Origin of the sequence: Pantoea sp. UBA5035 (genome assembly GCF_002415245.1) — a bacterium.
In the GTDB taxonomy this organism is placed as follows: Bacteria; Pseudomonadota; Gammaproteobacteria; order Enterobacterales; family Enterobacteriaceae; genus Pantoea; species Pantoea septica.
This window is the reverse complement of sequence record NZ_DICD01000022.1, coordinates 37,612-59,247: the sequence shown is the minus strand read 5'-3', so window position 1 is coordinate 59,247 and position 21,636 is coordinate 37,612. Positions and strand designations below refer to the sequence as shown.

Annotated in this window: 18 protein-coding genes, 4 tRNA genes and 1 other RNA gene; 19 read left to right on the top strand and 4 right to left on the bottom strand. The window is 60.0% G+C overall.

Annotation, left to right across the window (positions count from 1 at the left end; all coding sequences use genetic code 11):
• The first annotated feature begins 2 nt into the window (after positions 1-2).
• From rfbA to B3229_RS15075, 12 genes are all read left to right on the top strand, one after another.
• The gene (gene rfbA, locus B3229_RS15130; RefSeq protein ID WP_286872069.1) at positions 3-884 is read left to right on the top strand and encodes a glucose-1-phosphate thymidylyltransferase RfbA; all 882 of its coding nucleotides are present in this window, start codon (positions 3-5) and stop codon (positions 882-884) included.
• Positions 862-1,569 carry a dTDP-4-amino-4,6-dideoxy-D-galactose acyltransferase gene (gene rffC, locus B3229_RS15125; protein WP_286872066.1) on the top strand — a complete coding sequence of 236 codons (708 nt, stop codon included), beginning with the start codon at positions 862-864 and terminating at the stop codon, positions 1,567-1,569. The genes rfbA and rffC overlap by 23 nt, the downstream gene beginning before the upstream one ends.
• On the top strand, positions 1,556-2,686 hold the full coding sequence (gene rffA, locus B3229_RS15120; protein WP_286872062.1) for a dTDP-4-amino-4,6-dideoxygalactose transaminase: 1,131 nt from the start codon (positions 1,556-1,558) through the stop codon (positions 2,684-2,686). The genes rffC and rffA overlap by 14 nt, the downstream gene beginning before the upstream one ends.
• Positions 2,686-3,936 carry a lipid III flippase WzxE gene (gene wzxE, locus B3229_RS15115; protein WP_277268705.1) on the top strand — a complete coding sequence of 417 codons (1,251 nt, stop codon included), beginning with the start codon at positions 2,686-2,688 and terminating at the stop codon, positions 3,934-3,936. The genes rffA and wzxE overlap by 1 nt, the downstream gene beginning before the upstream one ends.
• Positions 3,933-5,000, top strand: a complete 1,068-nt coding sequence (locus B3229_RS15110) for a TDP-N-acetylfucosamine:lipid II N-acetylfucosaminyltransferase (RefSeq protein WP_048780854.1) — start codon at positions 3,933-3,935, stop codon at positions 4,998-5,000. Before wzxE ends, B3229_RS15110 begins: the two co-directional genes overlap by 4 nt.
• Positions 4,997-6,340, top strand: a complete 1,344-nt coding sequence (gene wzyE / locus B3229_RS15105; RefSeq protein WP_048780853.1) for an ECA oligosaccharide polymerase — start codon at positions 4,997-4,999, stop codon at positions 6,338-6,340. Before B3229_RS15110 ends, wzyE begins: the two co-directional genes overlap by 4 nt.
• A 34-nt stretch (positions 6,341-6,374) precedes the next feature.
• On the top strand, positions 6,375-7,115 hold the full coding sequence (gene wecG / locus B3229_RS15100) for a lipopolysaccharide N-acetylmannosaminouronosyltransferase (protein ID WP_048780852.1): 741 nt from the start codon (positions 6,375-6,377) through the stop codon (positions 7,113-7,115).
• A gap of 159 nt (positions 7,116-7,274) precedes the next feature.
• Positions 7,275-7,351, top strand: a tRNA-Arg gene (locus B3229_RS15095).
• Between the two features lie 94 nt (positions 7,352-7,445).
• Positions 7,446-7,521 (top strand) — tRNA-His (locus B3229_RS15090).
• A 16-nt stretch (positions 7,522-7,537) separates the two neighbouring features.
• Positions 7,538-7,624, top strand: a tRNA-Leu gene (locus tag B3229_RS15085).
• Positions 7,625-7,649: 25 nt separating this feature from the next.
• Positions 7,650-7,726: transfer RNA gene (locus tag B3229_RS15080), tRNA-Pro, on the top strand.
• 31 nt (positions 7,727-7,757) lie between these two features.
• Positions 7,758-7,886, top strand: a non-coding RNA gene (locus B3229_RS15075) — RtT sRNA.
• An 885-nt stretch (positions 7,887-8,771) separates the two neighbouring features.
• On the opposite strand, the gene hemY is transcribed toward B3229_RS15075, so the two are convergent.
• Genes hemY through hemC form a run of 4 tightly spaced genes read right to left on the bottom strand, consistent with a single transcriptional unit; the run spans position 8,772 to position 12,809 of the window.
• Positions 8,772-9,968 (bottom strand): protoheme IX biogenesis protein HemY, encoded by a 1,197-nt coding sequence (hemY, locus tag B3229_RS15070; protein WP_286872056.1) that lies wholly within the window; start codon positions 9,966-9,968, stop codon positions 8,772-8,774.
• A 4-nt stretch (positions 9,969-9,972) separates the two neighbouring features.
• Positions 9,973-11,106, bottom strand: coding sequence for a uroporphyrinogen-III C-methyltransferase (hemX, locus tag B3229_RS15065; protein ID WP_033754574.1), 1,134 nt, complete (start codon positions 11,104-11,106; stop codon positions 9,973-9,975).
• Positions 11,107-11,130: 24 nt separating this feature from the next.
• On the bottom strand, positions 11,131-11,871 hold the full coding sequence (hemD, locus tag B3229_RS15060) for a uroporphyrinogen-III synthase (RefSeq protein ID WP_286872052.1): 741 nt from the start codon (positions 11,869-11,871) through the stop codon (positions 11,131-11,133).
• The gene (gene hemC, locus B3229_RS15055; protein ID WP_048784937.1) at positions 11,868-12,809 is read right to left on the bottom strand and encodes a hydroxymethylbilane synthase; all 942 of its coding nucleotides are present in this window, start codon (positions 12,807-12,809) and stop codon (positions 11,868-11,870) included. Before hemC ends, hemD begins: the two co-directional genes overlap by 4 nt.
• A gap of 318 nt (positions 12,810-13,127) precedes the next feature.
• On the opposite strand from hemC, the gene B3229_RS15050 reads away from it, so the two are divergent.
• From B3229_RS15050 to uvrD, 7 genes are all read left to right on the top strand, one after another.
• Positions 13,128-15,686, top strand: coding sequence for a class I adenylate cyclase (locus tag B3229_RS15050; protein ID WP_286872049.1), 2,559 nt, complete (start codon positions 13,128-13,130; stop codon positions 15,684-15,686).
• 131 nt (positions 15,687-15,817) lie between these two features.
• Positions 15,818-16,036, top strand: coding sequence for an LPS translocon maturation chaperone LptM (gene lptM, locus B3229_RS15045; RefSeq protein WP_033793146.1), 219 nt, complete (start codon positions 15,818-15,820; stop codon positions 16,034-16,036).
• A gap of 29 nt (positions 16,037-16,065) precedes the next feature.
• Positions 16,066-16,890, top strand: a complete 825-nt coding sequence (gene dapF, locus B3229_RS15040; protein WP_033754713.1) for a diaminopimelate epimerase — start codon at positions 16,066-16,068, stop codon at positions 16,888-16,890.
• Positions 16,887-17,591, top strand: coding sequence for a DUF484 domain-containing protein (locus B3229_RS15035; RefSeq protein WP_048784931.1), 705 nt, complete (start codon positions 16,887-16,889; stop codon positions 17,589-17,591). The genes dapF and B3229_RS15035 overlap by 4 nt, the downstream gene beginning before the upstream one ends.
• Positions 17,588-18,490, top strand: a complete 903-nt coding sequence (gene xerC / locus B3229_RS15030) for a tyrosine recombinase XerC (RefSeq protein ID WP_048784933.1) — start codon at positions 17,588-17,590, stop codon at positions 18,488-18,490. The genes B3229_RS15035 and xerC overlap by 4 nt, the downstream gene beginning before the upstream one ends.
• Positions 18,487-19,203: a 5-amino-6-(5-phospho-D-ribitylamino)uracil phosphatase YigB gene (yigB, locus tag B3229_RS15025; RefSeq protein WP_286872018.1), complete on the top strand. Its 717-nt coding sequence runs from the start codon at positions 18,487-18,489 to the stop codon at positions 19,201-19,203. Before xerC ends, yigB begins: the two co-directional genes overlap by 4 nt.
• Positions 19,204-19,301: 98 nt before the next feature.
• On the top strand, positions 19,302-21,464 hold the full coding sequence (uvrD, locus tag B3229_RS15020; RefSeq protein ID WP_048784935.1) for a DNA helicase II: 2,163 nt from the start codon (positions 19,302-19,304) through the stop codon (positions 21,462-21,464).
• Positions 21,465-21,636 lie beyond the last annotated feature (172 nt).

Here is a 21,636-nt window from a genome sequence, read left to right as displayed (position 1 = left end):
CGATGAAAGGTATTATTCTGGCAGGCGGTTCAGGCACGCGTCTTCATCCCATTACGCGGGCGATTTCTAAACAGCTGCTGCCCGTGTACGACAAGCCGATGATCTATTACCCGCTGTCGGTGCTGATGCTGGCGGGCATTCGCGACATTCTGCTGATCACCACGCCCGAGGATCGCGACCATTTTGTACGCCTGCTGGGCGACGGTAGTGAATTCGGCATCCATCTCAGCTATGCGGTGCAGCCAAGCCCGGACGGACTGGCTCAGGCGTTTATTATCGGCGAGCGCTTTATCGACGGCGATCGCTGCTGTCTGGTATTGGGCGACAACCTCTATTTCGGTCAGGGCTTCAGTCCGAAGCTAAAAAAAGTCGCCGCGCGCGAGCAGGGTGCGACGGTATTTGGTTATCAGGTGATGGATCCTGAACGTTTTGGCGTTGTGGAGTTTGACGAGGCCTTCAACGCGCTCTCTATTGAAGAGAAACCCAGCATGCCGAAATCGCGCTGGGCGGTAACCGGCCTCTATTTTTACGATAATCAGGTCGTCGAATTTGCAAAGCAGGTGAAACCGTCCGCGCGCGGCGAGCTGGAGATTACCGCCATCAACCAGATGTATCTGGCGCGCGGCCAGCTCTCCGTCGAACTGTTAGGCCGCGGATTCGCCTGGCTCGACACCGGCACGCACGACAGCCTGATCGAGGCCAGCACCTTTGTGCAAACGGTGGAGAAACGACAGGGTTTCAAAGTCGCCTGCCTGGAGGAGATCGCCTGGCGCAACGGCTGGCTGAGCGACGAGCAGCTGCGCACCGCCGGAGAAGCACTGACGAAAACCGGCTACGGCCAGTATCTGCTGGATTTGTTACATGCCCGTCCGCGTCAGTATTAATCCCCTGGCGTGGGAAAGCGCCTTTTTCGGCTGTGCGACGACGCGTCTCGATCTGGACGGTGACCTGCCGCTGAGCGAGGCGCTGCGCCAGCCGGCCGATCTATGGCAGATCAAAGTGCCTGCCGACCGGCTTGAGGCGATCGACGCTCTCTGTCAGCAGGGATTTCAGCTGGCGGAAGGCGAAGCCGATCTGACCATCAACATCAAACGCACCGAACGGCAGAGCGGTATCCGCATCGCCCGCGAGTCGCAAATCAGCGCGCTGCGCGCCGCCGCGGCGCAGATCTTCGTGCAGAGCCGCTTTCGCGCGCCCTGGTTCGAGGCAGACGCCAGCGCGCGCTTTTACGCCCAGTGGATTGAAAACGCGGTGCGCGGCACCTTTGATCATCAGTGCCTGATCGCCAGCGATGAGGCGGGCGCGCTGCTTGGTTTTATCTCACTGCGTGAGACGGAAGGCGAGGCGCGGGTCGGACTGCTGGGCGTGCTGCCACATGCGCAGGGCAACGGTGTCGGGCAGCGCCTGCTGCTGGCAGGCGCAGACTGGGGACGCGTCCGCCAGCTCGGCCGTCTGCGCGTCGCGACGCAGCTCAGCAACCTGCCGGCGATGCGACTCTATTTACGCAGCGGTGCCCGGCTGGAAAGCACCGCTTACTGGTTCTACAGGAAAGGTCATGATCCCATTTAACGCGCCGCCGGTTGTCGGCAGCGAACTTGAATATATGCAGTCGGCGATGGCCAGCGGCAAGCTGTGCGGCGACGGCGGCTTTACCCGACGCTGTCAGCAGTGGATGGAGCAGCGCTTCGGCAGCAAGAAAGTGCTGCTGACGCCGTCGTGCACCGCTTCGCTGGAGATGGCGGCGCTGCTGATCGATCTGCAGCCGGGCGATGAAGTGATTATGCCGAGCTACACCTTCGTCTCCACCGCCAACGCCTTCGTGCTGCGCGGCGCGACCATCGTCTTCGTGGATATTCGTCCGGATACGCTCAATATCGACGAAAGCAAAATCGAAGCGGCGATCACCGAGAAAACGCGCGCCATCGTGCCGGTGCACTATGCGGGCGTGGCCTGCGAAATGGACGCCATTATGGCGCTGGCGGCGAAACATCAGCTCTGGGTCATCGAGGATGCGGCGCAGGGCGTGATGTCGCGCTACAAGGGGCGCGCGCTGGGCACTATCGGCCATATCGGCTGCTTCAGCTTTCATGAGACCAAGAACTACACGGCGGGCGGCGAAGGCGGCGCGACCCTGATCAACGATGCGGCGCTGGTGGAGCGCGCCGAAATCATCCGCGAGAAGGGCACTAACCGCAGCCAGTTTTTCCGCGGTCAGGTGGATAAGTATACCTGGCGCGATATCGGCTCGAGCTATCTGATGGCGGATCTGCAGGCGGCCTATTTATGGGCGCAGCTTGAAGCGGCCGATCGCATCAATCAGCATCGTTTGCGCCTGTGGCAGCGCTATTACGATGCGCTGCGGCCGCTGGCGGCGCAAGGGCGTATCCAGCTGCCGTTGCTGCCCGCCGACTGCGAGCACAATGCGCATATGTTCTATATCAAACTGCGTGACAGCGACGATCGTCAGGCGCTGATTAGCTGGATGAAAGAGGCGGAGATCCTGACGGTTTTCCACTATATCCCGCTGCACAGTTCGCCCGCCGGCCAACGGTTCGGCCGCTTTCACGGCGAAGAGCGTTTCACCACGGCCGAGAGCGAGCGTCTGCTGCGCCTGCCGCTGTTTTACAACCTGACGGACAATAACCAGAATACGGTTATCAGTTCCCTGCTGAGTTTCTTCGCCTGATGTCGCTGGCAAAAGCGTCGGTGTGGACGGCATCGTCCACGCTGGTGAAAATCGCTGCTGGTCTGCTGGTGGTGAAACTGCTGGCGGTGAGTTTCGGCCCGGAAGGGGTAGGGCAGGCGGGCAACTTTCGCCAGCTGATCACCGTACTGGGCGTGCTGGCGGGCGCAGGCATCTTCAACGGCGTCACCACCTACGTTGCGAAGTATCAGCATCAGCCGGAGCCGCTACGCGCGCTGCTGGGCACTGCATCGGCGATGGTGCTGGGCTTTTCCACGCTGCTGGCGCTGGTTTTTCTGCTGGCGGCCGCGCCGATCAGCCAGGCGCTGTTTGGCCATACGCGCTTTGCGAATGTGGTGCGCATCGTCGCCTTCCTGCAGTTCGGCATCGCCTGGGCCAACCTGGCGCTGGCGCTGCTGAAAGGCTATCGCGACGCGCGCGGCAACGCGCTGGCGCTGATCGTCGGCAGCCTTATCGGCGTCGCGGCTTATGTGCTCTGCTGGTGGGCAGGCGGCTATGCGGGCGCGCTGGCGGGCTTTGCGCTGGTGCCTGCGCTGGTGGCTGTTCCGGCATTCATTTTGCTGAAGAAACGCGTGCCGCTGCCGCTCGCCTGGCTGAAGCCGCAGTGGCAGCCGGAACTGGCGCGCAGCCTGGCGAAATTTACCCTGATGGCGCTGATTACCTCGGTGACGCTGCCGGTCGCGTGGATAATGATGCGCAACCTGCTGGCGCAGCACGATGGCTGGGCGCAGGTCGGCCTGTGGCAGGGCGTCACCAGCATCTCCGACGCCTGGCTGCAGTTTATCACCGCCACCTTCAGCGTCTGGCTGCTGCCGACGCTGGCGCGGCTGGAGCAGAAGCGCGATATCGCGCGCGAAATCATGCGCGCGCTGCGCTTTGTCTTGCCCGCCGTAGCCGCGGTCGGCTTTTGCGTCTGGCTACTGCGCGACATGGCGATCTGGCTGCTCTTTTCTCCGGCGTTTCACGCCATGCGCGATCTTTTCGTCTGGCAGCTGTGCGGCGACGTGTTCAAGGTCGGTGCCTATGTTTTCGGTTATCTGGTGATTGCTAAGGCGTCGCTGCGCTTCTATATTCTGGCCGAAATTAGCCAGTTCGCGCTGCTGACGCTCTTTTCACGCTGGCTCATCCCGCTGTCGGGCGTAACCGGCGCGGCGCAGGCCTATATGGCGACCTATCTCGTTTATTTTGCGCTCTGCTGCGGCGCTTTTATGATTTATTACCGAAAAAAATGACGTTAATCCACGTTCTGGGATCGGATATCCCCCATCACAATCAGACGGTGCTGCGCTTTTTCAACGAGGTGTTGAGCGTTGAGCTGCCTGCCGATCGGCCGCGCCGTTTTATGGTGGTGACGCAGCAGCCTGCCGCGCTCGCCGCCTTCCGCCATCTCGACATTGAGGCCTTCGCGTCGAAAAAGGCGCTGGCGCAGGCGCTGACGGCGCGAGCGAAAACGCGCGATCAGCGTTTTTTCTGCCACGGGCAGTTTAATCCGGGCATCTGGCTGGCGCTGCTGAGCGGTAAGATCCGCCCCAGCCAGATCTACTGGCACGTCTGGGGCGCCGATCTTTACGAAGAGTCGCGCAGCCTGAAGTTCCGCCTGTTCTATCTGCTGCGCCGCATCGCGCAGGGGCGCGTCGCGCGGGTTTTTGCCACCCGCGGCGATTTACACCACTATCAGCAGCGCCATCCGCGCGTACCGTCCCAACTGCTCTATTTTCCGACGAGGATGCCTGCCGCCGCGCCGCAAAGCGCGCCAGACGCACGCTTTACCGTGCTGCTGGGCAACTCCGGCGACGCCAGCAATCGCCACATCGAGGGTCTCAAAGCGATTCGCGCGCAGTTTGGCGAGGAGACGCGCGTCGTGGTGCCGCTGGGCTATCCGCCTGACAATGACGCCTACATTAGCGACGTTGAGAAGGCCGCCGCGACGCTGTTTCCTGCTGGGCAGGTCGAGCTGCTGCGCAGCAATCTCGCCTTTGATGACTATTTAGCGCTGCTCGCCCGCTGCCATTTAGGCTATTTTATGTTCGAACGCCAGCAGGGTATCGGAACGCTCTGCCTGCTGATTCAGGCCAACGTGCCTTTTGTGCTGAACCGGCGCAATCCGTTCTGGCGCGATATCAGCGAGCAGGGGTTGCCGGTGCTGTTTAGCGGCGATGCGCTGGATCGTGCGAGCGTCGCGGAAGCGCGTCGACAGCTGGCGAGCTGTGATAAACAGGCCATCGCCTTTTTCGCGCCGGGCTATGTGGCGGGCTGGCGCGAGGCGCTGCGCCAATGTGAAAGGGAGTCCTTATGAACCTCATGCAGTTCAGCGGTCTGCTGGTGGTTTATCTGCTGTCGCTGGGTTTTATTCTGACCCTTACCTGGCGGGAGTTCAGGCGCGTGCGCTTTAATTTCCACCTCTTTTTTACCCTGCTGTTTTTACTGACTTTCTATTTCGGTTTCCCGCTAACCAGCGTGCTGGCGTTCCGCTTTGACGTTGAGGTGGTGCCGCCGGAGTATCTGCTGCAGGCGCTGCTGTCGGCGACGGCGTTCTACGCCGTTTACTACGTCAGCTATAAGGTGCGGCTTCGCCCTGCGACGGTGCCGCGCGCCCGGCCGTGGCTGCAGATGAACCGCGTCGAGACGCACCTGACCTGCGTGCTGCTGGCGCTGGTGGCGATCGGCACGGTGACGGTCTTTTTCCTGCACAACGGCTTTCTCCTGTTCCGTCTGACCGCCTATAACCAGATTTTCTCCAGCGAAGTCTCCGGCGTGGCGCTGAAGCGCTTTTTCTATTTCTTTATCCCGGCGATGCTGATCCTCTATTTTCTGCGGCCGACGCAGCGCAACTGGCTGCTGTTTCTGGTGGTCACGGTCGCGTTCGGCCTGCTGACCTACGCGCTGGTGGGCGGCACGCGCGCCAATATTATTATCGCGTTCGCCCTGTTCCTGTTTATCGGCATTACGCGCGGCTGGATCAGCCTGTGGATGCTGGCGGCGGCAGGCGTGCTGGCGATAGGCGGCATGTTCTGGCTGGCGCTGCGGCGCTATAACCTTAACGTGTTCGGTGAAGAGGCGGTTTACACCTTTCTTTATCTGACGCGCGATACCTTTTCGCCCTGGGAGAATCTGGCGCTGCTGCTGGAGAACTACTCAAAGATCGAGTTTCAGGGACTGGCACCCATCTGGCGCGACTTTTATGTCTATATTCCCGGCTGGCTGTGGCCGGGCAGACCGTCGATGGTGCTCAACAGCGCCAACTACTTTACCTGGGAAGTGCTAAACAACCATTCCGGTCTGGCGATTTCGCCTACCTTGCTGGGTTCGCTGGTGGTGATGGGCGGCGCCTGGTTTATCTTGCCGGGCGCGGTGGTGGTCGGGTTGATTATCAAAGGCTTCGATACGCTCTATTTGCGCGGGCGCGACGCCGACAATCGCTATAGCGGTGCGATCATGCAGAGTTTCTGCTTTGGCGCGGTGTTTAATATGATTGTGCTGGCGCGCGAAGGGCTGGACGCGTTCGGCTCGCGCGTGGTCTTTTTCGCTTTGATTTTTCTGGCCTGCCTCGGCGTGGCGAAGATGCTTTACTGGCTGCTGGATCGCGCCGGGCTGATTCGACGTCGCGGCGGCCAGGCTGTGCATAGCCTTACTTAACGCCTCTGGCATAACAGGAAGATAGAACCCAACCATGACAAGGTTACCGGAAGCGCCGCAGTATGAGATTCGCGGCGTGTCGCTGTATGGTTTCGACAGTATGTCCGCCTTTGTGGATTTTCTGCTGCCGGGCGAGACGGCACGCAGCGGAACGTTAGTGGCGCTCAATGCCGAGAAGATGCTGACGGCGGAGCACGACGACGCGCTGCGCGCGCTGTTGCAGGAGGCGGAATTCAAATATCCCGACGGCATCAGCATCGTGCGCTCTGTCCGTAAAAAGTATCCCCATGCCGAGGTGCAGCGCATTGCGGGCGCCGATTTATGGGAGGCATTAATGGAGCGCGCCGGACGGCAGGGCACGCCGGTGTTTTTGATCGGCGGGCGTCAGGCGGTGCTGGATGAGACCTGCGATAAGCTGCGCCGGCAGTGGAATGTCAATATTGTCGGCGCGCAGGACGGCTATTTCGCGCCTGCCGATCGCGATGCGCTTTTTACCCGCATCGCCGCCAGCGGCGCGCGTATCGTGACCGTTGCGCTGGGTTCGCCGCGTCAGGAGCTGTTGATGCGCGACTGTCGCGCGCGCTGGCCGCATGCGCTCTATATGGGCGTAGGCGGCACTTACGACGTGTTTACCGGCCACGTGAAGCGCGCGCCAAAGATTTGGCAGCGTCTGGGGCTGGAATGGCTCTATCGTTTGATTCGACAGCCCAGCCGGCTGCGTCGCCAGCTAAAATTGCTTAAATATTTGCGCTATCACTGGCGCGGCGATCTCTGATATTACTGATTACTTCGGCCTTTTTTCGCTGCGGAAATAGCCAGAGTGCTGCATTACTCGACGAAATGCACAAAGCGTAATCAAACGCGTTTTTTTATTAAAAAAGCACTGGACAGCATCACCCCAAGTCCGTAGTATGCCCATCCGCAACGGCGCTACGCGCCCGTAGCTCAGCTGGATAGAGCGCTGCCCTCCGGAGGCAGAGGTCTCAGGTTCGAATCCTGTCGGGCGCGCCATTTAGTTTGTGCGCAGGAGCTGCGGTGGTTACATTACCGCGTTAGTAAAGAGTTACATGGTGTAGGTCATTGGCTTGCAACATAACGAATTGTGGTGGCTATAGCTCAGTTGGTAGAGCCCTGGATTGTGATTCCAGTTGTCGTGGGTTCGAGTCCCATTAGCCACCCCAGATTTTGCTGGGATACGCGAAGGTGGCGGAATTGGTAGACGCGCTAGCTTCAGGTGTTAGTGTCTTAACGGACGTGAGGGTTCAAGTCCCTCTCTTCGCACCAGGCAAAACAAAACAATAAAAATTATCGGCGAGTAGCGCAGCTTGGTAGCGCAACTGGTTTGGGACCAGTGGGTCGGAGGTTCGAATCCTCTCTCGCCGACCATTTTATAAACCTGCTTGAAAAAGCAGGTTTTTTTTCGTCTGTAGAAAAGAGGATGAGAACCTCCGAAGGAGGTTTGCGCCGAGCGTAGCGAGACAACGTTGCGCAGCAACGGCCCGAAGGGCGCTTATCGAAGATAAGCGTAATCCTCTCTCGCCGACCATTTTATAAACCTGTTTGAAAAAGCAGGTTTTTTTTCGTCTGCAGGAAATAAGCACCGTTATAAAAACCGGCGCTGTGGATTTGGGGGCTCACGCGAATGGCATGGACGGATCGCAAAGTCGCTGTACGCATCCCTGCGCGCTCGGCCCGCGACATCCTTGTCGCGGGACGCTTTGCTTTTCCGTCCATGCCATCCGCGTTTTAACTGAAGAGCTGCCTGTTTAAATGACAGCGCTGGAGATGCGTCCTTTAGTTTTGTCGCGGGACGCTTTGCTTTTGCGCCCTTGCCATCCGCGTTTCAGCTAATGGCTGCCTGTCTGAATAGCTGAGCAGTCTCTATCCCTGGCGATAGAGGCTTTACGTTACCCACTTTTAAACATCATCGCTTTTATGGAATAGACACAGAAGAGGGTTGTCTCTATCTGGAGACGCTTAATCCTTTGATTTTAAATGAATTAACAACAGGGATCTTTCATCGTCTCTAAAAAGAGACGGCAAGCGGACCGGTTGTCGTCTGATGCAGACATTGCAGAAGCGTCAGAGGATGACGCAATAATCTATCCTTATGAAAATAAGGCATTTAATCTATTTTCTGCACCCTGGCACGCTCTGTGCAATAATTATCGCGTAGATGCTCATTCCACCTCTTATGTCTGCTGATGCTGCATAAACCTGGGAATGACGCAGAGCCACTTTTGGGTATCCGTTGTCTGCATGCCTGCATCGCTAACCCCTTGCAGGGTCAACAGACATACCGTTGAGTCGGATACCTCAGGGTTGTCTTACCGACCTGATTTTACACCTGCCTCTGGCAGGTGTTTTTTTTGCGGCGGATAAAGGGTAAAAAAAAGCCGGGCAAGCCCGGCGTAAACAAGTAACAACAACATTAAGCATTTGGGTTGTTTTTCAGCGTCAGCAGTAAGCCCTCGCGGCGCATTTTCGCTGCCTCTTCCGGACGATGCATGCGGTCGTAAGCATCCGCCAGCCACGCATAGTCGAACGCATCGGGGCGCTGCGCCAGCGCCTGCTGGAACGCTTCGACGGCCTGCTGCCATTCGCCATGGCGCATTAGCAACTGCCCCAGCGTGCTGTGCAGCAGGGGCGTCGCGCCATGCTGCTTGATCTGCTGGCGCAGCGCTTTCTCCAGCGCTTCCGGATTGCTGCTTTTAATGCGCGGCATCAGCAGCACCAGACGATCGTCATAGTGGCGTTTCAGGCCGTCCAGCACGATATCCTGCGCGGTCTGGTGATCGTCGCACTCAATCAGATGGTCTGCCATCGCGACCTGCAGCGCCGTTTGCTGACGCGTTTTACGGCTCAGATTCGACCACCAGCGCTTCAGGCCGTCGCTGCCCTGATCGGCCATCGCCTGATTCATCAGGCCCAGCCACGCCTGCTGCTGCAGGTAGGCGCGATGCTCTTCATCACCTACCTGCGATTTTTCCATCGCAGGCAGAATATCAATCAGCGAACTCCATGCACCGGTGCGCACGTAAGCCTGCTCCGCCAGGCGCAGCACTTCCGGATGGCGCGGCGCGACCTCCAGCAAACGGTCGATGCCGTGACGCGCGGCGTGATCTTCGTTGCGCGCCAGCAGAATGCGCGTGCGGGTGATCTCAACCGGAATCACGTCGTTGTCCGACAGTTCGGCGGCGCGCTCCAGATGCTGGTTGGCGCGGATCTCATCGCCGCGCTGCTGCGCCGCCTCGGCGGCCAGCAGATAGTTGGCCACCGGCACTTCGGCGTGATCGGCATCTTTCGACAGCAGCTTCTCTACCTGGCGGTGATCGCCTTCGGCCAGCTTCATCAGCGCGGTCTGGGTGTGACGCTGTGCGCGACGGCGTTTGCGGCCGGTAAACCAGCCGCGGGTGCGGGCGCCGGTGCGAAACAGACGACGCAGCAGCCATTCGACGCCGAGAATAACCAGCAGGCTGACGATCAGAATGATCGCCAGACCGGTGACGCTGGTTTCTACATTCCAGTTATCGGTCTGAATCAGCACATAGCCCTGATGGCCAGCAATCATCGGACCGACCACAATACCGGCGATCAGCAGGATGAACAGGATAAATACCTTAAGCATGCGCTTAGCCCCCTTGCTGGTCAGCGGCGACGGAAGGCTGCGCAATCAGGTTGCGCACGCGCGTCTGCATCAGCTTATCGATAAGCGGCTGGCTTTCCAGATTGTCCGGCAGGTTCATATTGATGCTCTGCTGGCTCAGTTCATCCAGCTGCGCCAGGAAGGCTTTGGTCGCGGGATCGTTAGTGTCGTACCAGGCGCGCACCCAGCTGGATACGGTGTCGATAGACTGCTTATAAATTTCGTCCTGATGACGCGGCACCGCCTGCGCGGCGATCAGCAGACGCGAGCGGATGTTCTCGCGCAGATAAACGTCCTGGTTCGGCGCCAGCAGCGGCTGCGCCGTATTGTCGCGGCGGCGGATAGTAATGAAGTCATCCATAAAGTTATGCCAGCTTTTCACCAGATTCTGACGCCATTCGCGCAGCGAAGAGGTCAGCTCGCCGCCATCGCTGTCCATCGGCGCGTCGTCGCTGTCGTTATCCGCCAGACGCAGGTTGTCGACGCCGTTAGAGAGCTGGTTCAGCTTCAGAATAATGCCGTCGTAATCGATTTGATCGATGGACGAAAGGGTGCTGATATCCTGCGTCAGCGCGCGACGCACGCTGGTGACGCTCGGATCGTTCATATCGGCAAGGCTGGCGTCGGCGCTTTTCAGCAGCGCTGCCGCCGTGGTGACGTCCTGGTCGCTCCAGAGCTTGCGGCCCGCCAGTTTCACCAGATAGTCAGCCTGCGACACCAGCCAGGCGTTCACGTCATTGCTGGAAATGGTCGCGACCTTTTCACGCAGGGCTTCGAGCTCTTTCGCCGTGGCGGCCTGCTGGGTACGCGCATCGTTCAGGGCGCTTTGCGCGCTGCTGAGCTGCTGAGTCAGCTGCTGTTTGTCGCTGCCCGCTTGCTGCTGCAAGGCGTTCAGCTTGTCGCTCAGGCTCTGATTCGCCTGCGCCTGAAGTTCAGCCTGATGTTTCCCGTTAAGGTATAAACCCGCGCCGGTCGCAAGGGCGATGACAATCGCCACCGCGCCCAGCACCATGCCGCCGCTCTTTTTGTCGCGCGGCGGTTGCGGGCGAGAAGAGGGCGAAGTGTCTGCCGCTGGCGTAGTCTCTTCGACCGTGGCGGAGGTCGCTTTTTGTTCCGTCATCTGTGGCACATCCCATGATTAAGTTCAGCGTAACGCGCGCAGCAGCGCGTCGTTATCGGCACCATCGGCTACCTGAATATCCTGCCAGCCCAGTTCTCCGGCAAGCGTAGCCAAACGTTCACTGACGACAACCAGTCGACAGCGCAATAACCATTCCTCGCGATCGATCGCGGGGAACAGAGAAAACAGCTGTTGTAACATTTCACCGCTGCTGACCACCAGCGTTGTGATGCCGCGGTTGCGCCAGCGTCGACCTTCAATTGGGCCGTCGTAGTGCTTCTGGCAGCGCTGATAGCACTGGCTAAATGAGACTTCCGCCCCGCGAGCGGTCAGCGTTTCCGCCAGCAGTTCGCGTCCAGGATTTCCGCGTAAAATCAGCGCTTTCTTACCGGATACGCGCTGTAGCGCCGCCAGGTTTATCAGCGCTTCGCTGGTCTCCTGCGCGTGCGGATAATCGACGTGGCGACCGCTGGCGGTGTGAAACGCCAGCGCGGTGCTGCGACCAATTGCATAATAGTCTACGTCCGCAGGCCACGCTGCGTGATGACGGATTAGCGCAGGCTGCGCATAGTGGATCACCTGCTGAGAAAGCAGGAAAACCAGGTCGCCGCCGCGTAGCGCGGCAAGCTGTTGCGGCAGGCGATCGAGGTCGCTGCCCGGCGCAAACTCAATCAGCGGCAGGCTCCAGGCCTGACGGCCAAGGCCGCGCAGGCGAGTCACCAGCGCGCTGGCGGCGGGTTCCGGGCGAGTGACCAGGATAGTCATACCGGCGGCTGTCCCTGGTAGACCTCGCGCAGAATATCGCGCGCGCCCTTGCCGAGCAGCTCTTCGGCGAGAGAGATGCCCATCGCTTCCGCCTCGGCGCGCGGGCCGCGACGTTCGCCGCGCACCATCACGCTGCCGTCCGGCGCGCCGACCAGGCCCCGCAGCCACAGCTGGTCGCCTTCCAGCAGCGCGAAGCTGCCGATCGGCACCTGGCAGCCGCCTTCCAGCCGGGTGTTCATCGCGCGCTCGGCTTTGACGCAGACGGCGGTATCGTCGTGATTGAGCGCCTGAAGAAGGTTAATCAGTTCGCTGTCGTCGAGGCGACATTCGATGCCTACCGCGCCCTGGCCGACGGCGGGCAGAGAGATTTCCGCCGGCAGCGGCTGACGAATGCGCGACTCCAGCTCCAGACGCTTCAGTCCGGCGGCCGCCAGAATAATGGCGTCATACTCGCCGGCGTCGAGTTTTGACAGGCGCGTCCCGACGTTGCCGCGCAGCGAACGGATCACCAGATCCGGGCGGCGTTCGCTAATCTGGCTCTGACGGCGCAGGCTGGAGGTGCCGACTACCGCGCCCTGCGGCAGCGCGTCGAGCGAGTCGTAGTGGTTTGAGACGAAGGCGTCGCGCGGGTCTTCGCGCTCGCAAATTGTGACCAGCCCTAATCCTTCGGGGAACGCGACCGGCACATCTTTCATCGAATGGACCGCGAGATCGGCGCGATCTTCCAGCATCGCCAGCTCAAGCTCTTTGACAAAGAGTCCTTTACCGCCGACTTTTGCCAGCGGCGTGTCGAGGATGACGTCGCCTTTGGTGACCATAGGCACCAGCTCCACACGCAGGCCCGGATGCGCGGCCATCAGGCGTTGCTGGACATAATGTGCCTGCCAGAGCGCGAGAGGACTTTGTCTTGTAGCAATTCTGAAAATTTTGTCTAACATGCTGTTAACCATTTTGATCGTTCACCGAATATCCTATCATTGTCGGCTGATGGCTGACAGTTTCAACGGATTATTTGACCGGGCTGGCGGGAAGATTCGCCAGTGAAAAGAGGATGAAGCGGACCGCCGGTGTCCGAAAGCGCAGGAAGCGAACAGGAACGTGCTAAACTGTTAGGTAGCGCAACTTTCTTTACGGTCAATCTGCCAGGTGTTAGATTGATCACGTTTCCAGCAATAATTCGTCCAACTTTTTCGATTACTAAGCGGCGGATTGAGGAAACAGGTTGCTTAAACACTGGGACAATCAGGCGAAACGTCTTGTACCTCTACATTGAGACACTGAAACAGAGACTGGATGCCATTAATCAGCTGCGTGTCGATCGCGCGCTGGCTGCGATGGGACCTGCTTTCCAGCACGTATACAGTCTGCTGCCGACCTTATTACATTATCATCATCCGCTGATGCCGGGTTACTTCGACGGTAACGTTCCCCGCGGCATCAGTTTCTTCACGCCTGAAGAAAACCAGCTTCTGCTGATGCGCGAACTGGCGGGCAGCCGCGAGTTGACGCTGGACGTATCGCCCACCGGCGAAATGCCGATCACCGGCATCTACTCCATGGGCAGCACCTCATCGGTTGGGCAGAACAGCGTCTCCGACCTGGATATCTGGGTCTGCCATCAGTCATGGCTGGATAACGAAGAGCGCCTCAACCTGCAGCGCAAATGCACGCTGCTGCAAAAGTGGTGCGTATCGATGGGCGTAGAAGTCAGCTTCTTCCTGATTGATGAAAACCGCTTCCGCCATAACGAAAGCGGCAGTCTCGGTGGAGAAGACTGCGGCTCGACGCAGCATATTTTGCTGCTCGACGAATTCTACCGTACCGCCGTGCGCATGGCGGGTAAACGCATCCTGTGGAATATGGTGCCGTGCGAAGAAGAACATCACTACGACGACTATGTGATGTCGCTCTACGCGCAGGGCGTGCTGACGCCTAACGAGTGGCTCGATCTCGGCGGGCTGGGCACGCTGTCGGCGGAAGAGTACTTCGGCGCCAGCCTGTGGCAGCTCTATAAAAGCATCGACTCGCCCTATAAAGCGGTGCTGAAAACGCTGCTTCTGGAAGCCTACAGCTGGGAGTATCCCAACACCCAACTGCTGGCGATGGATATCAAACAGCGCCTGCACGACGGCGAAATCGTCAGCTTTGGCCTCGATCCCTACTGCATAATGCTGGAGCGCGTGACGCACTACCTGACCAGTGTGGACGATCGGCCGCGCCTCGACCTGGTGCGCCGCTGCTTCTACCTGAAAGTGTGCGAGAAGCTGAGCGCCGACGAAACCAGCAGCCGCTCGGGCTGGCGACGCGAGATCCTGTCGCAGCTGGTAAAAGAGTGGGGCTGGGACGAGGAAAAACTGGCGATTCTCGACAACCGCGGCGGCTGGAAAATCGAACGCGTGCGCGAGGCGCATAACGAACTGCTGGATGCGATGATGCAGAGCTATCGCAACCTGATCCGTTTTGCCCGTCGCAACAATTTAAGCGTCAGCGCGAGTCCGCAGGATATCGGCGTGCTGACGCGTAAACTGTACGCCGCTTTTGAAGCGCTGCCGGGCAAGGTCACGCTGGTCAATCCGCAGATTTCGCCTGACCTCTCGGAAGAGAACCTGACCTTTATTCACGTTCCGGCGGGCCGCGCCAACCGTTCAGGCTGGTATCTCTATAACCAGGCGCCGGACATGAGCTCGATCATCAGCCATCAGCCGCTGGAATATAACCGCTATCTGAATAAGCTGGTGGCCTGGGCGTGGTTCAACGGCCTGTTGACCAGCAAAACGCGGCTGCATATCAAAGGCAACGAGATCTGCGATCTGGCGCGCCTGCAGGAGCTGGTGAACGACGTCTCGTCGCATTTCCCGCTGCGCCTGCCTGCGCCGACGCCGAAAGCGCTCTACAGCCCGTGCGAAATCCGCCATCTGGCGATTATCGTCAACCTTGAGCACGATCCGACCTCCGCTTTCCGCAATCAGGTGGTGCACTTCGATTTCCGCAAGCTCGACGTCTTTAGCTTCGGCCAGCAGCAGCAGTGCCTGATCGGCAGCATCGATCTGCTCTACCGCAACTCGTGGAACGAAGTGCGTACGCTGCACTTCAGCGGCGAGCAGGCGATGATCGAGGCGTTGAAAACCATTCTGGGTAAAATGCATCAGGACGCTTCGCCGCCGGACACGGTGGAAGTGTTCTGCTACAGCCAGCATTTGCGCGGGCTGATCCGCACGCGCGTTCAGCAGCTGGTCTCCGAATGCATCGAGCTGCGTCTCTCCAGCACGCGTCAGGAGCCGGGCCGCTTTAAAGCGCTGCGCATGGCGGGCCAGACGTGGGGACTGTTCTTCGAGCGCATGAGCGTGTCGGTGCAGAAGCTGGAAAACGCGGTGGAGTTCTACGGCGCGATCTCCAACAACAAGCTGCACGGCCTGTCGATCAAAGTGGAATCGAACCAGACGCCGCTGCCGCCGGTGGTGAACGGCTACGCCAGCGAAGGCATTATTCAGTTCTTCTTCGAAGACACCACCGACGAGCAGGGTTTCAACATCTATATCCTGGATGAAACCAACCGCGTCGAGGTCTATCATCACTGCGAAGGCAGCAAAGAGGAGCTGGTGCGCGACGTCAGCCGCTTTTACTCCTCTTCGCACGATCGCTTTACCTACGGCTCCAGCTTTATCAACTTCAATCTGCCGCAGTTCTACCAGATCGTGAATACCGGCGACCGCTTCCAGGTGATCCCGTTCCGCAGCCAGACGCTGGCCCAGCTTTGCGCCACGCAGCCGGATAACGACAACGGCGACTACCAGCCGCGCTACCAGGTACACTGACGCCGCGCTCGCCGCGCGGCTCTTTCCTTATAACGTCACCGCGCGCACGCGAATTGCGGGGATTTCCTGTTGCTTTTCCATCTTCAACTGCGATGATAAGCAACCAGGTTAAGGACAAAAGAGCAGAAGAGATGAAGAGAGTAAAAAGCCTGTTGGCAATGGCGCTGGCGCTGACGAGCCTGGCAGGCTGTGGACTAAAAGGACCGCTTTACTTCCCGCCCGCCGACCAGCCGAAAACGCAAACTCCACAGCAAGCTGAGCAGCAGAAAAAGCAGCAGCAACAGCGTGCGGCTCAGGCAGACACGCACGGACTGGTGAGCGGCGGCAACGCCAGCATGTCAGCAGAATAATTGTAATGGCGCACCCGGCGGAGCAAAAAATGCAGTTCTCCAAAATGCACGGACTCGGCAACGATTTCATGGTTGTGGATGCCGTGACGCAAAACGTCTTTTTCTCGCCGGAGCTGATTCGCCGGCTGGCGGATCGCCATCTGGGGATCGGTTTCGATCAGCTGCTGATCGTCGAGCCGCCTTACGATCCCGATCTCGATTTCCACTATCGCATCTTCAACGCCGACGGCAGCGAAGTGGCGCAGTGCGGCAACGGCGCGCGCTGCTTCGCCCGCTTCGTCAGGCTGAAAGGGCTGACCAACAAAAGCGAAATCCGCGTCAGCACGCAAACCGGACGCATGGTATTGAGCGTGACGCCGGACGAACTGGTGCGCGTCAATATGGGCGAGCCCAACTTCGAACCGCAGCAGGTGCCGTTCCGCGCGAATAAAGCGGAGAATCTCTATCTGCTGCGCGTCGCCGAACAGACCGTCATGTTCGGCGCGGTGTCGATGGGCAATCCGCACTGCGTGATCCAGGTCGACAGCGTGCAGACCGCCGCGGTCGAGACCGTGGGCCCGGCGCTGGAAAGCCACGAGCGCTTTCCCGAACGCGTCAACGTCGGCTTTATGGAAGTGGTGTCGGCGGAGCATATTCGCCTGCGCGTCTACGAGCGCGGAGCGGGCGAAACCCAGGCGTGCGGCAGCGGCGCGTGCGCTGCGGTAGCCTGCGGCGTTCAGCAGGGCATTCTGGCGCCGAAGGTGCGCGTCGATCTGCCGGGCGGCACGCTGCACATCGCCTGGAAAGGAGCCGGTCAGCCGCTGTTTATGACCGGACCCGCCACACACGTTTACGATGGGTTTATTCATCTATGAAAAATATCGAAGAGCAGGCTGACAATACGATCCTGCTGGACGATCAGGCCGTTAACGATTATCTGCAGCAAAATCCTGATTTCTTTATCCGCAACGCCCGCCAGGTGGAACAGATGGCGGTGCCGCATCCGGTGCGCGGCAGCGTGTCGCTGGTGGAGTGGCATATGGCGCGCCAGCGCAACCATATCCAGCGGCTGGAAGAGGAGATCACCCTGCTGATGGAGCAGGCCAGCGCCAACCATGAGCTGTTCGATCGGCTGCTGGCGCTGCAGGGCCATCTGGCGTCGGCCGATTCGCTGCAGGAGATGCTCAACCGCCTGCATCGCTGGGCGCGCGATCTGGGGCTGGCGGGCGCCAATCTGCGTCTTTTCGCCGACAAATGGCGGCTGGGCGCGCCCTCGGAATTCGTGCAGCTTAGCCTGTCGCGTCAGGCGTTTGAGCCGCTGCGCATCCAGCGCTTCGGCCAGCAGCACCATTTTCTTGGCAGCCTGAACGGCCCCGAACTGCTGCTGCTGCTGCCGCAGGCTAAAGCGATCGGGTCGGTCGCGATGTCGCTGATGGGCGAGCGCGGCGATCTGGGCGTGCTGATCTTCAGCAGCCGCGACAGCCAGCACTATCAGGCCGGCATGGGCACGTTGCTGTTGCAGCATCTGGCGCAGATGATGCCGGAGCTGCTGTCGCGCTGGGTGGAACGCGCATGAGCGCGCTGCAGGCCGCCGTCGACGAATTTCTGCGCTACCTCCGGGTGGAACGTCAGCTCAGTCCGCTGACGCAGGAAAACTACGCCCGCCAGCTGGCGACGCTGAGCGAGATGGCCGAAGAGATGAAGCTGGAGAGCTGGGCGCAGCTGGAGCCGGCGCAGGTGCGCAGCATGGCGTCGCGCAGCCGGCGCGCCGGATTAGGCGCCAGCAGCCTCGCGCTGCGTCTGTCGGCGCTGCGCAGCTTTCTCGACTGGCAGGTCAGCCAGGGCAAACTCTCCGCCAATCCCGCCAAAGGGATCACCACGCCGCGTAACGCGCGCCATCTGCCGAAGAACATCGACGTCGACGAAGTGAATCAGCTGCTGGAGATCGACCTTAACGATCCGCTGGCGGTGCGCGACCGCGCGATGCTGGAGGTGATGTACGGCGGCGGGCTGCGCCTGTCGGAGCTGGTGAATATGGACTGCCGCCACGTCGATCTCGACGCGGGCGAAGTCTGGGTGGTGGGCAAAGGCAGCAAAGAGCGCCGCGTGCCGATCGGACGCACCGCCGTCACCTGGCTGGAACAGTGGCTGCCGCTACGCGCCGCCTTTGGCTGCGAGGATGACGCGCTGTTTCTCTCCAGCCGAGGACGCCGCATTTCGGCGCGCAACGTGCAAAAGCGCTTCGCCGAATGGGGCGTGAAGCAGGGCGTCGCCAGCCATATTCATCCGCACAAGCTGCGCCACTCGTTCGCCACGCATCTGCTGGAGTCGAGCGGCGATCTGCGCGCGGTGCAGGAGCTACTGGGCCACGCCAATCTCTCTACCACCCAGATCTATACCCATCTCGACTTCCAGCATCTGGCAACGGTGTATGACGCTGCGCATCCCCGCGCCAAACGAGGAAAGAACGAATGAAGTTTTACCGTCCGCTACGCGCCGTGAAGGCGATGACTTTCGATCTCGACGATACGCTTTACGACAACTATCCGGTGATCCGCAAAACCACCGCCGAATCACATGCGGCGCTGCAGGCCTATCATCCGTCGCTGCGCGAATTTACGCCGCTCGATTATCAACGGCTGCGCGACGAGCTGCTGGCGCGCGAGCCCGATATTTATCACGACGTGTCGGAGTGGCGTCGACGCTCGGTCGAGCTGGCGCTGCTGAACGCCGGTCTCTCCGCGCAGGAAGCGACGGCGGGCGCCGATGAAATCATGGACGTCTTTCATCACTGGCGCAGTCAGGTCGAGATGCCGGAAGAGACGCATCAGACCCTGAAGGCGCTGGGCGAAAAAGTGCCACTGGTGGCGATCACCAACGGCAACGCGCGCCCGGAGCAGCTCGGCATCGCCGACTATTTCCAGTTCGCGCTGCGCGCCGGGCCGGATGGCCGCGCCAAGCCTTATCAGGATATGTATCATCTCGCCGCGCAGCGGCTCGGCATCGCGCCGGAGCATATTCTGCACGTGGGCGACGACCTGACCACCGACGTGGCCGGCGCGCTGCGCTGCGGCCTGCAGGCGTGCTGGATCAACCTGCGCGGCGGCAACCTGATGCAGGTGGCCGATGCGCGGCTGGTGCCGCACGTGGAAATTTCGCGATTGGCATCCCTGACCTCACTGTTATAATGGCTGTAGATTTATCCAGTCGTGCCCTGAATCATGCCTCTTGCTGCAAGCCGAATGATTCAGGGTTCGCTTTTTGTTTTCTTTAGTGAACGGTGCCTATGGACGTTTCTGATCTGCTCAACGGTTTGAATGACAAACAGCGCGAAGCCGTGGCGGCGCCGCGCGGCAACCTGCTGGTGCTGGCAGGCGCAGGCAGCGGAAAAACGCGCGTCCTGGTGCACCGCATCGCCTGGCTGCTCTCGGTAGAGAATTGCTCGCCCTATTCAATTATGGCGGTGACCTTTACCAACAAAGCGGCGGCGGAGATGCGTCACCGTATCGAGCAGCTGATCGGCACCAGCCAGGGCGGCATGTGGATCGGCACCTTTCACGGCCTCGCTCACCGTCTGCTGCGCGCGCACCATCTCGATGCCGGTCTGCCGCAGGATTTCCAGATCCTCGACAGCGAGGATCAGCTGCGTCTGCTGAAACGCCTGATTAAGGCGATGAATCTGGATGAGAAGCAGTGGCCCGCGCGTCAGGGCATGTGGTACATCAACGGCAAGAAAGATGAAGGGCTGCGCCCGAAACATATTGAAAGCTACGGCAATCCGGTGGAGCAGACCTGGCTGCGCATCTATCAGGCGTATCAGGAAGCGTGCGACCGCGCCGGACTGGTCGATTTCGCCGAGCTACTGCTGCGCGCCCATGAGCTGTGGCTGCATAAGCCGCATATTCTCAATCACTATCGCGAGCGCTTCAGCAATATTCTGGTGGATGAGTTCCAGGACACCAACAACATTCAGTACGCCTGGATCCGCATGCTGGCGGGCGACAGCGGTCGGGTAATTATCGTCGGCGACGACGATCAGTCGATCTACGGCTGGCGCGGCGCGCAGGTCGAGAACATCCAGCGCTTCCTGCAGGATTTCCCGGCGGCGGAAACCATTCGCCTTGAGCAGAACTATCGTTCTACCAACAATATCCTGAAGTCGGCCAACGCCCTGATCGCCAACAACAACGGCCGTCTCGGCAAAGAGCTGTGGACCGACGGCAGCGACGGCGATCCGATTTCGATCTATTGCGCCTTTAACGAGCTGGACGAAGCGCGCTTTGTGGTCAACCGCATCAAAACCTGGCAGGAGAACGGCAACGCCCTGCAGGATTGCGCCATTCTCTATCGCAGCAACGCCCAGTCGCGCGTGCTGGAAGAGGCGCTGCTGCAGAGCAGCATGCCCTATCGCATTTACGGCGGCATGCGCTTCTTCGAACGCCAGGAGATCAAAGACGCGCTCGCCTATCTGCGCCTGATCGCCAATCGCAACGACGATGCCGCCTTTGAGCGCGTGGTGAATACGCCGACGCGCGGCGTGGGCGATCGTACGCTCGACGTGGTGCGTCAGACCGCCCGCGAACGCCAGATGACGCTGTGGCAGGCGACGCGCGAACTGCTGCAAACCAAAGCGCTGGCGGGGCGCGCGGCCTCGGCGCTGCAGCGCTTCTGCGAGCTGGTCGATTCGCTGGCGAGTGAAACCGTCGAGATGCCGCTGCACGTGCAGACCGACCGCGTCATTAAAGATTCCGGCCTGTGGGTGATGTATGAGCAGGAGAAAGGCGAAAAGGGCCAGGCGCGTATCGAAAACCTTGAGGAACTGGTGACGGCGACGCGCCAGTTCAGCTATCAGGACGAAGATGAAGATCTGATGCCGCTGCAGGCGTTCCTGTCGCATGCCGCGCTGGAAGCGGGCGAAGGCCAGGCCGATAAGTGGCAGGATGCGGTGCAGCTGATGACGCTGCACTCGGCGAAAGGCCTGGAGTTTAGCCAGGTCTTTATCGTCGGCATGGAAGAGGGGATGTTCCCAAGCCAGATGTCGATTGATGAAGGCGGCCGTCTGGAAGAGGAGCGGCGTCTTGCCTATGTCGGCGTGACGCGCGCCATGCTGAAGCTGACGCTGACCTACGCCGAGTCGCGCCGGCTCTACGGCAAAGAGGTTTATCACCGGCCATCGCGCTTTATCGGCGAGTTGCCGGAGGAGTGCATCGAGGAGGTGCGCCTGCGCGCCAGCGTCAGCCGGCCGGTCAGCCATCAGCGCATGGGCGCGCCGATCTCGAAAAGCGACAGCGGATTTTCGCTGGGCCAGCGCGTGAAGCATGCGAAATTCGGCGAAGGCACCATCATCAATCTGGAAGGCAGCGGCGAGCACAGCCGCGTGCAGGTGGCGTTTCAGGGCCAGGGCATCAAGTGGCTGGTGGCCGCCTATGCGAAGCTGGAAACCGCTTAGTCACCGGTTGACGACTTTTTCGTCTCAGCGTAACATGCGCGCACTATTATCAAGAGAGGACAACGCCTTGGATACGCCCAGTCGATGCTGGCTCAGTCACCTGGTTACCAGGAATAACATCTAAGGCTTCCTCTTTTAGCTGGTAGCCTTAGCGGTTATCAGCGACCTCCCT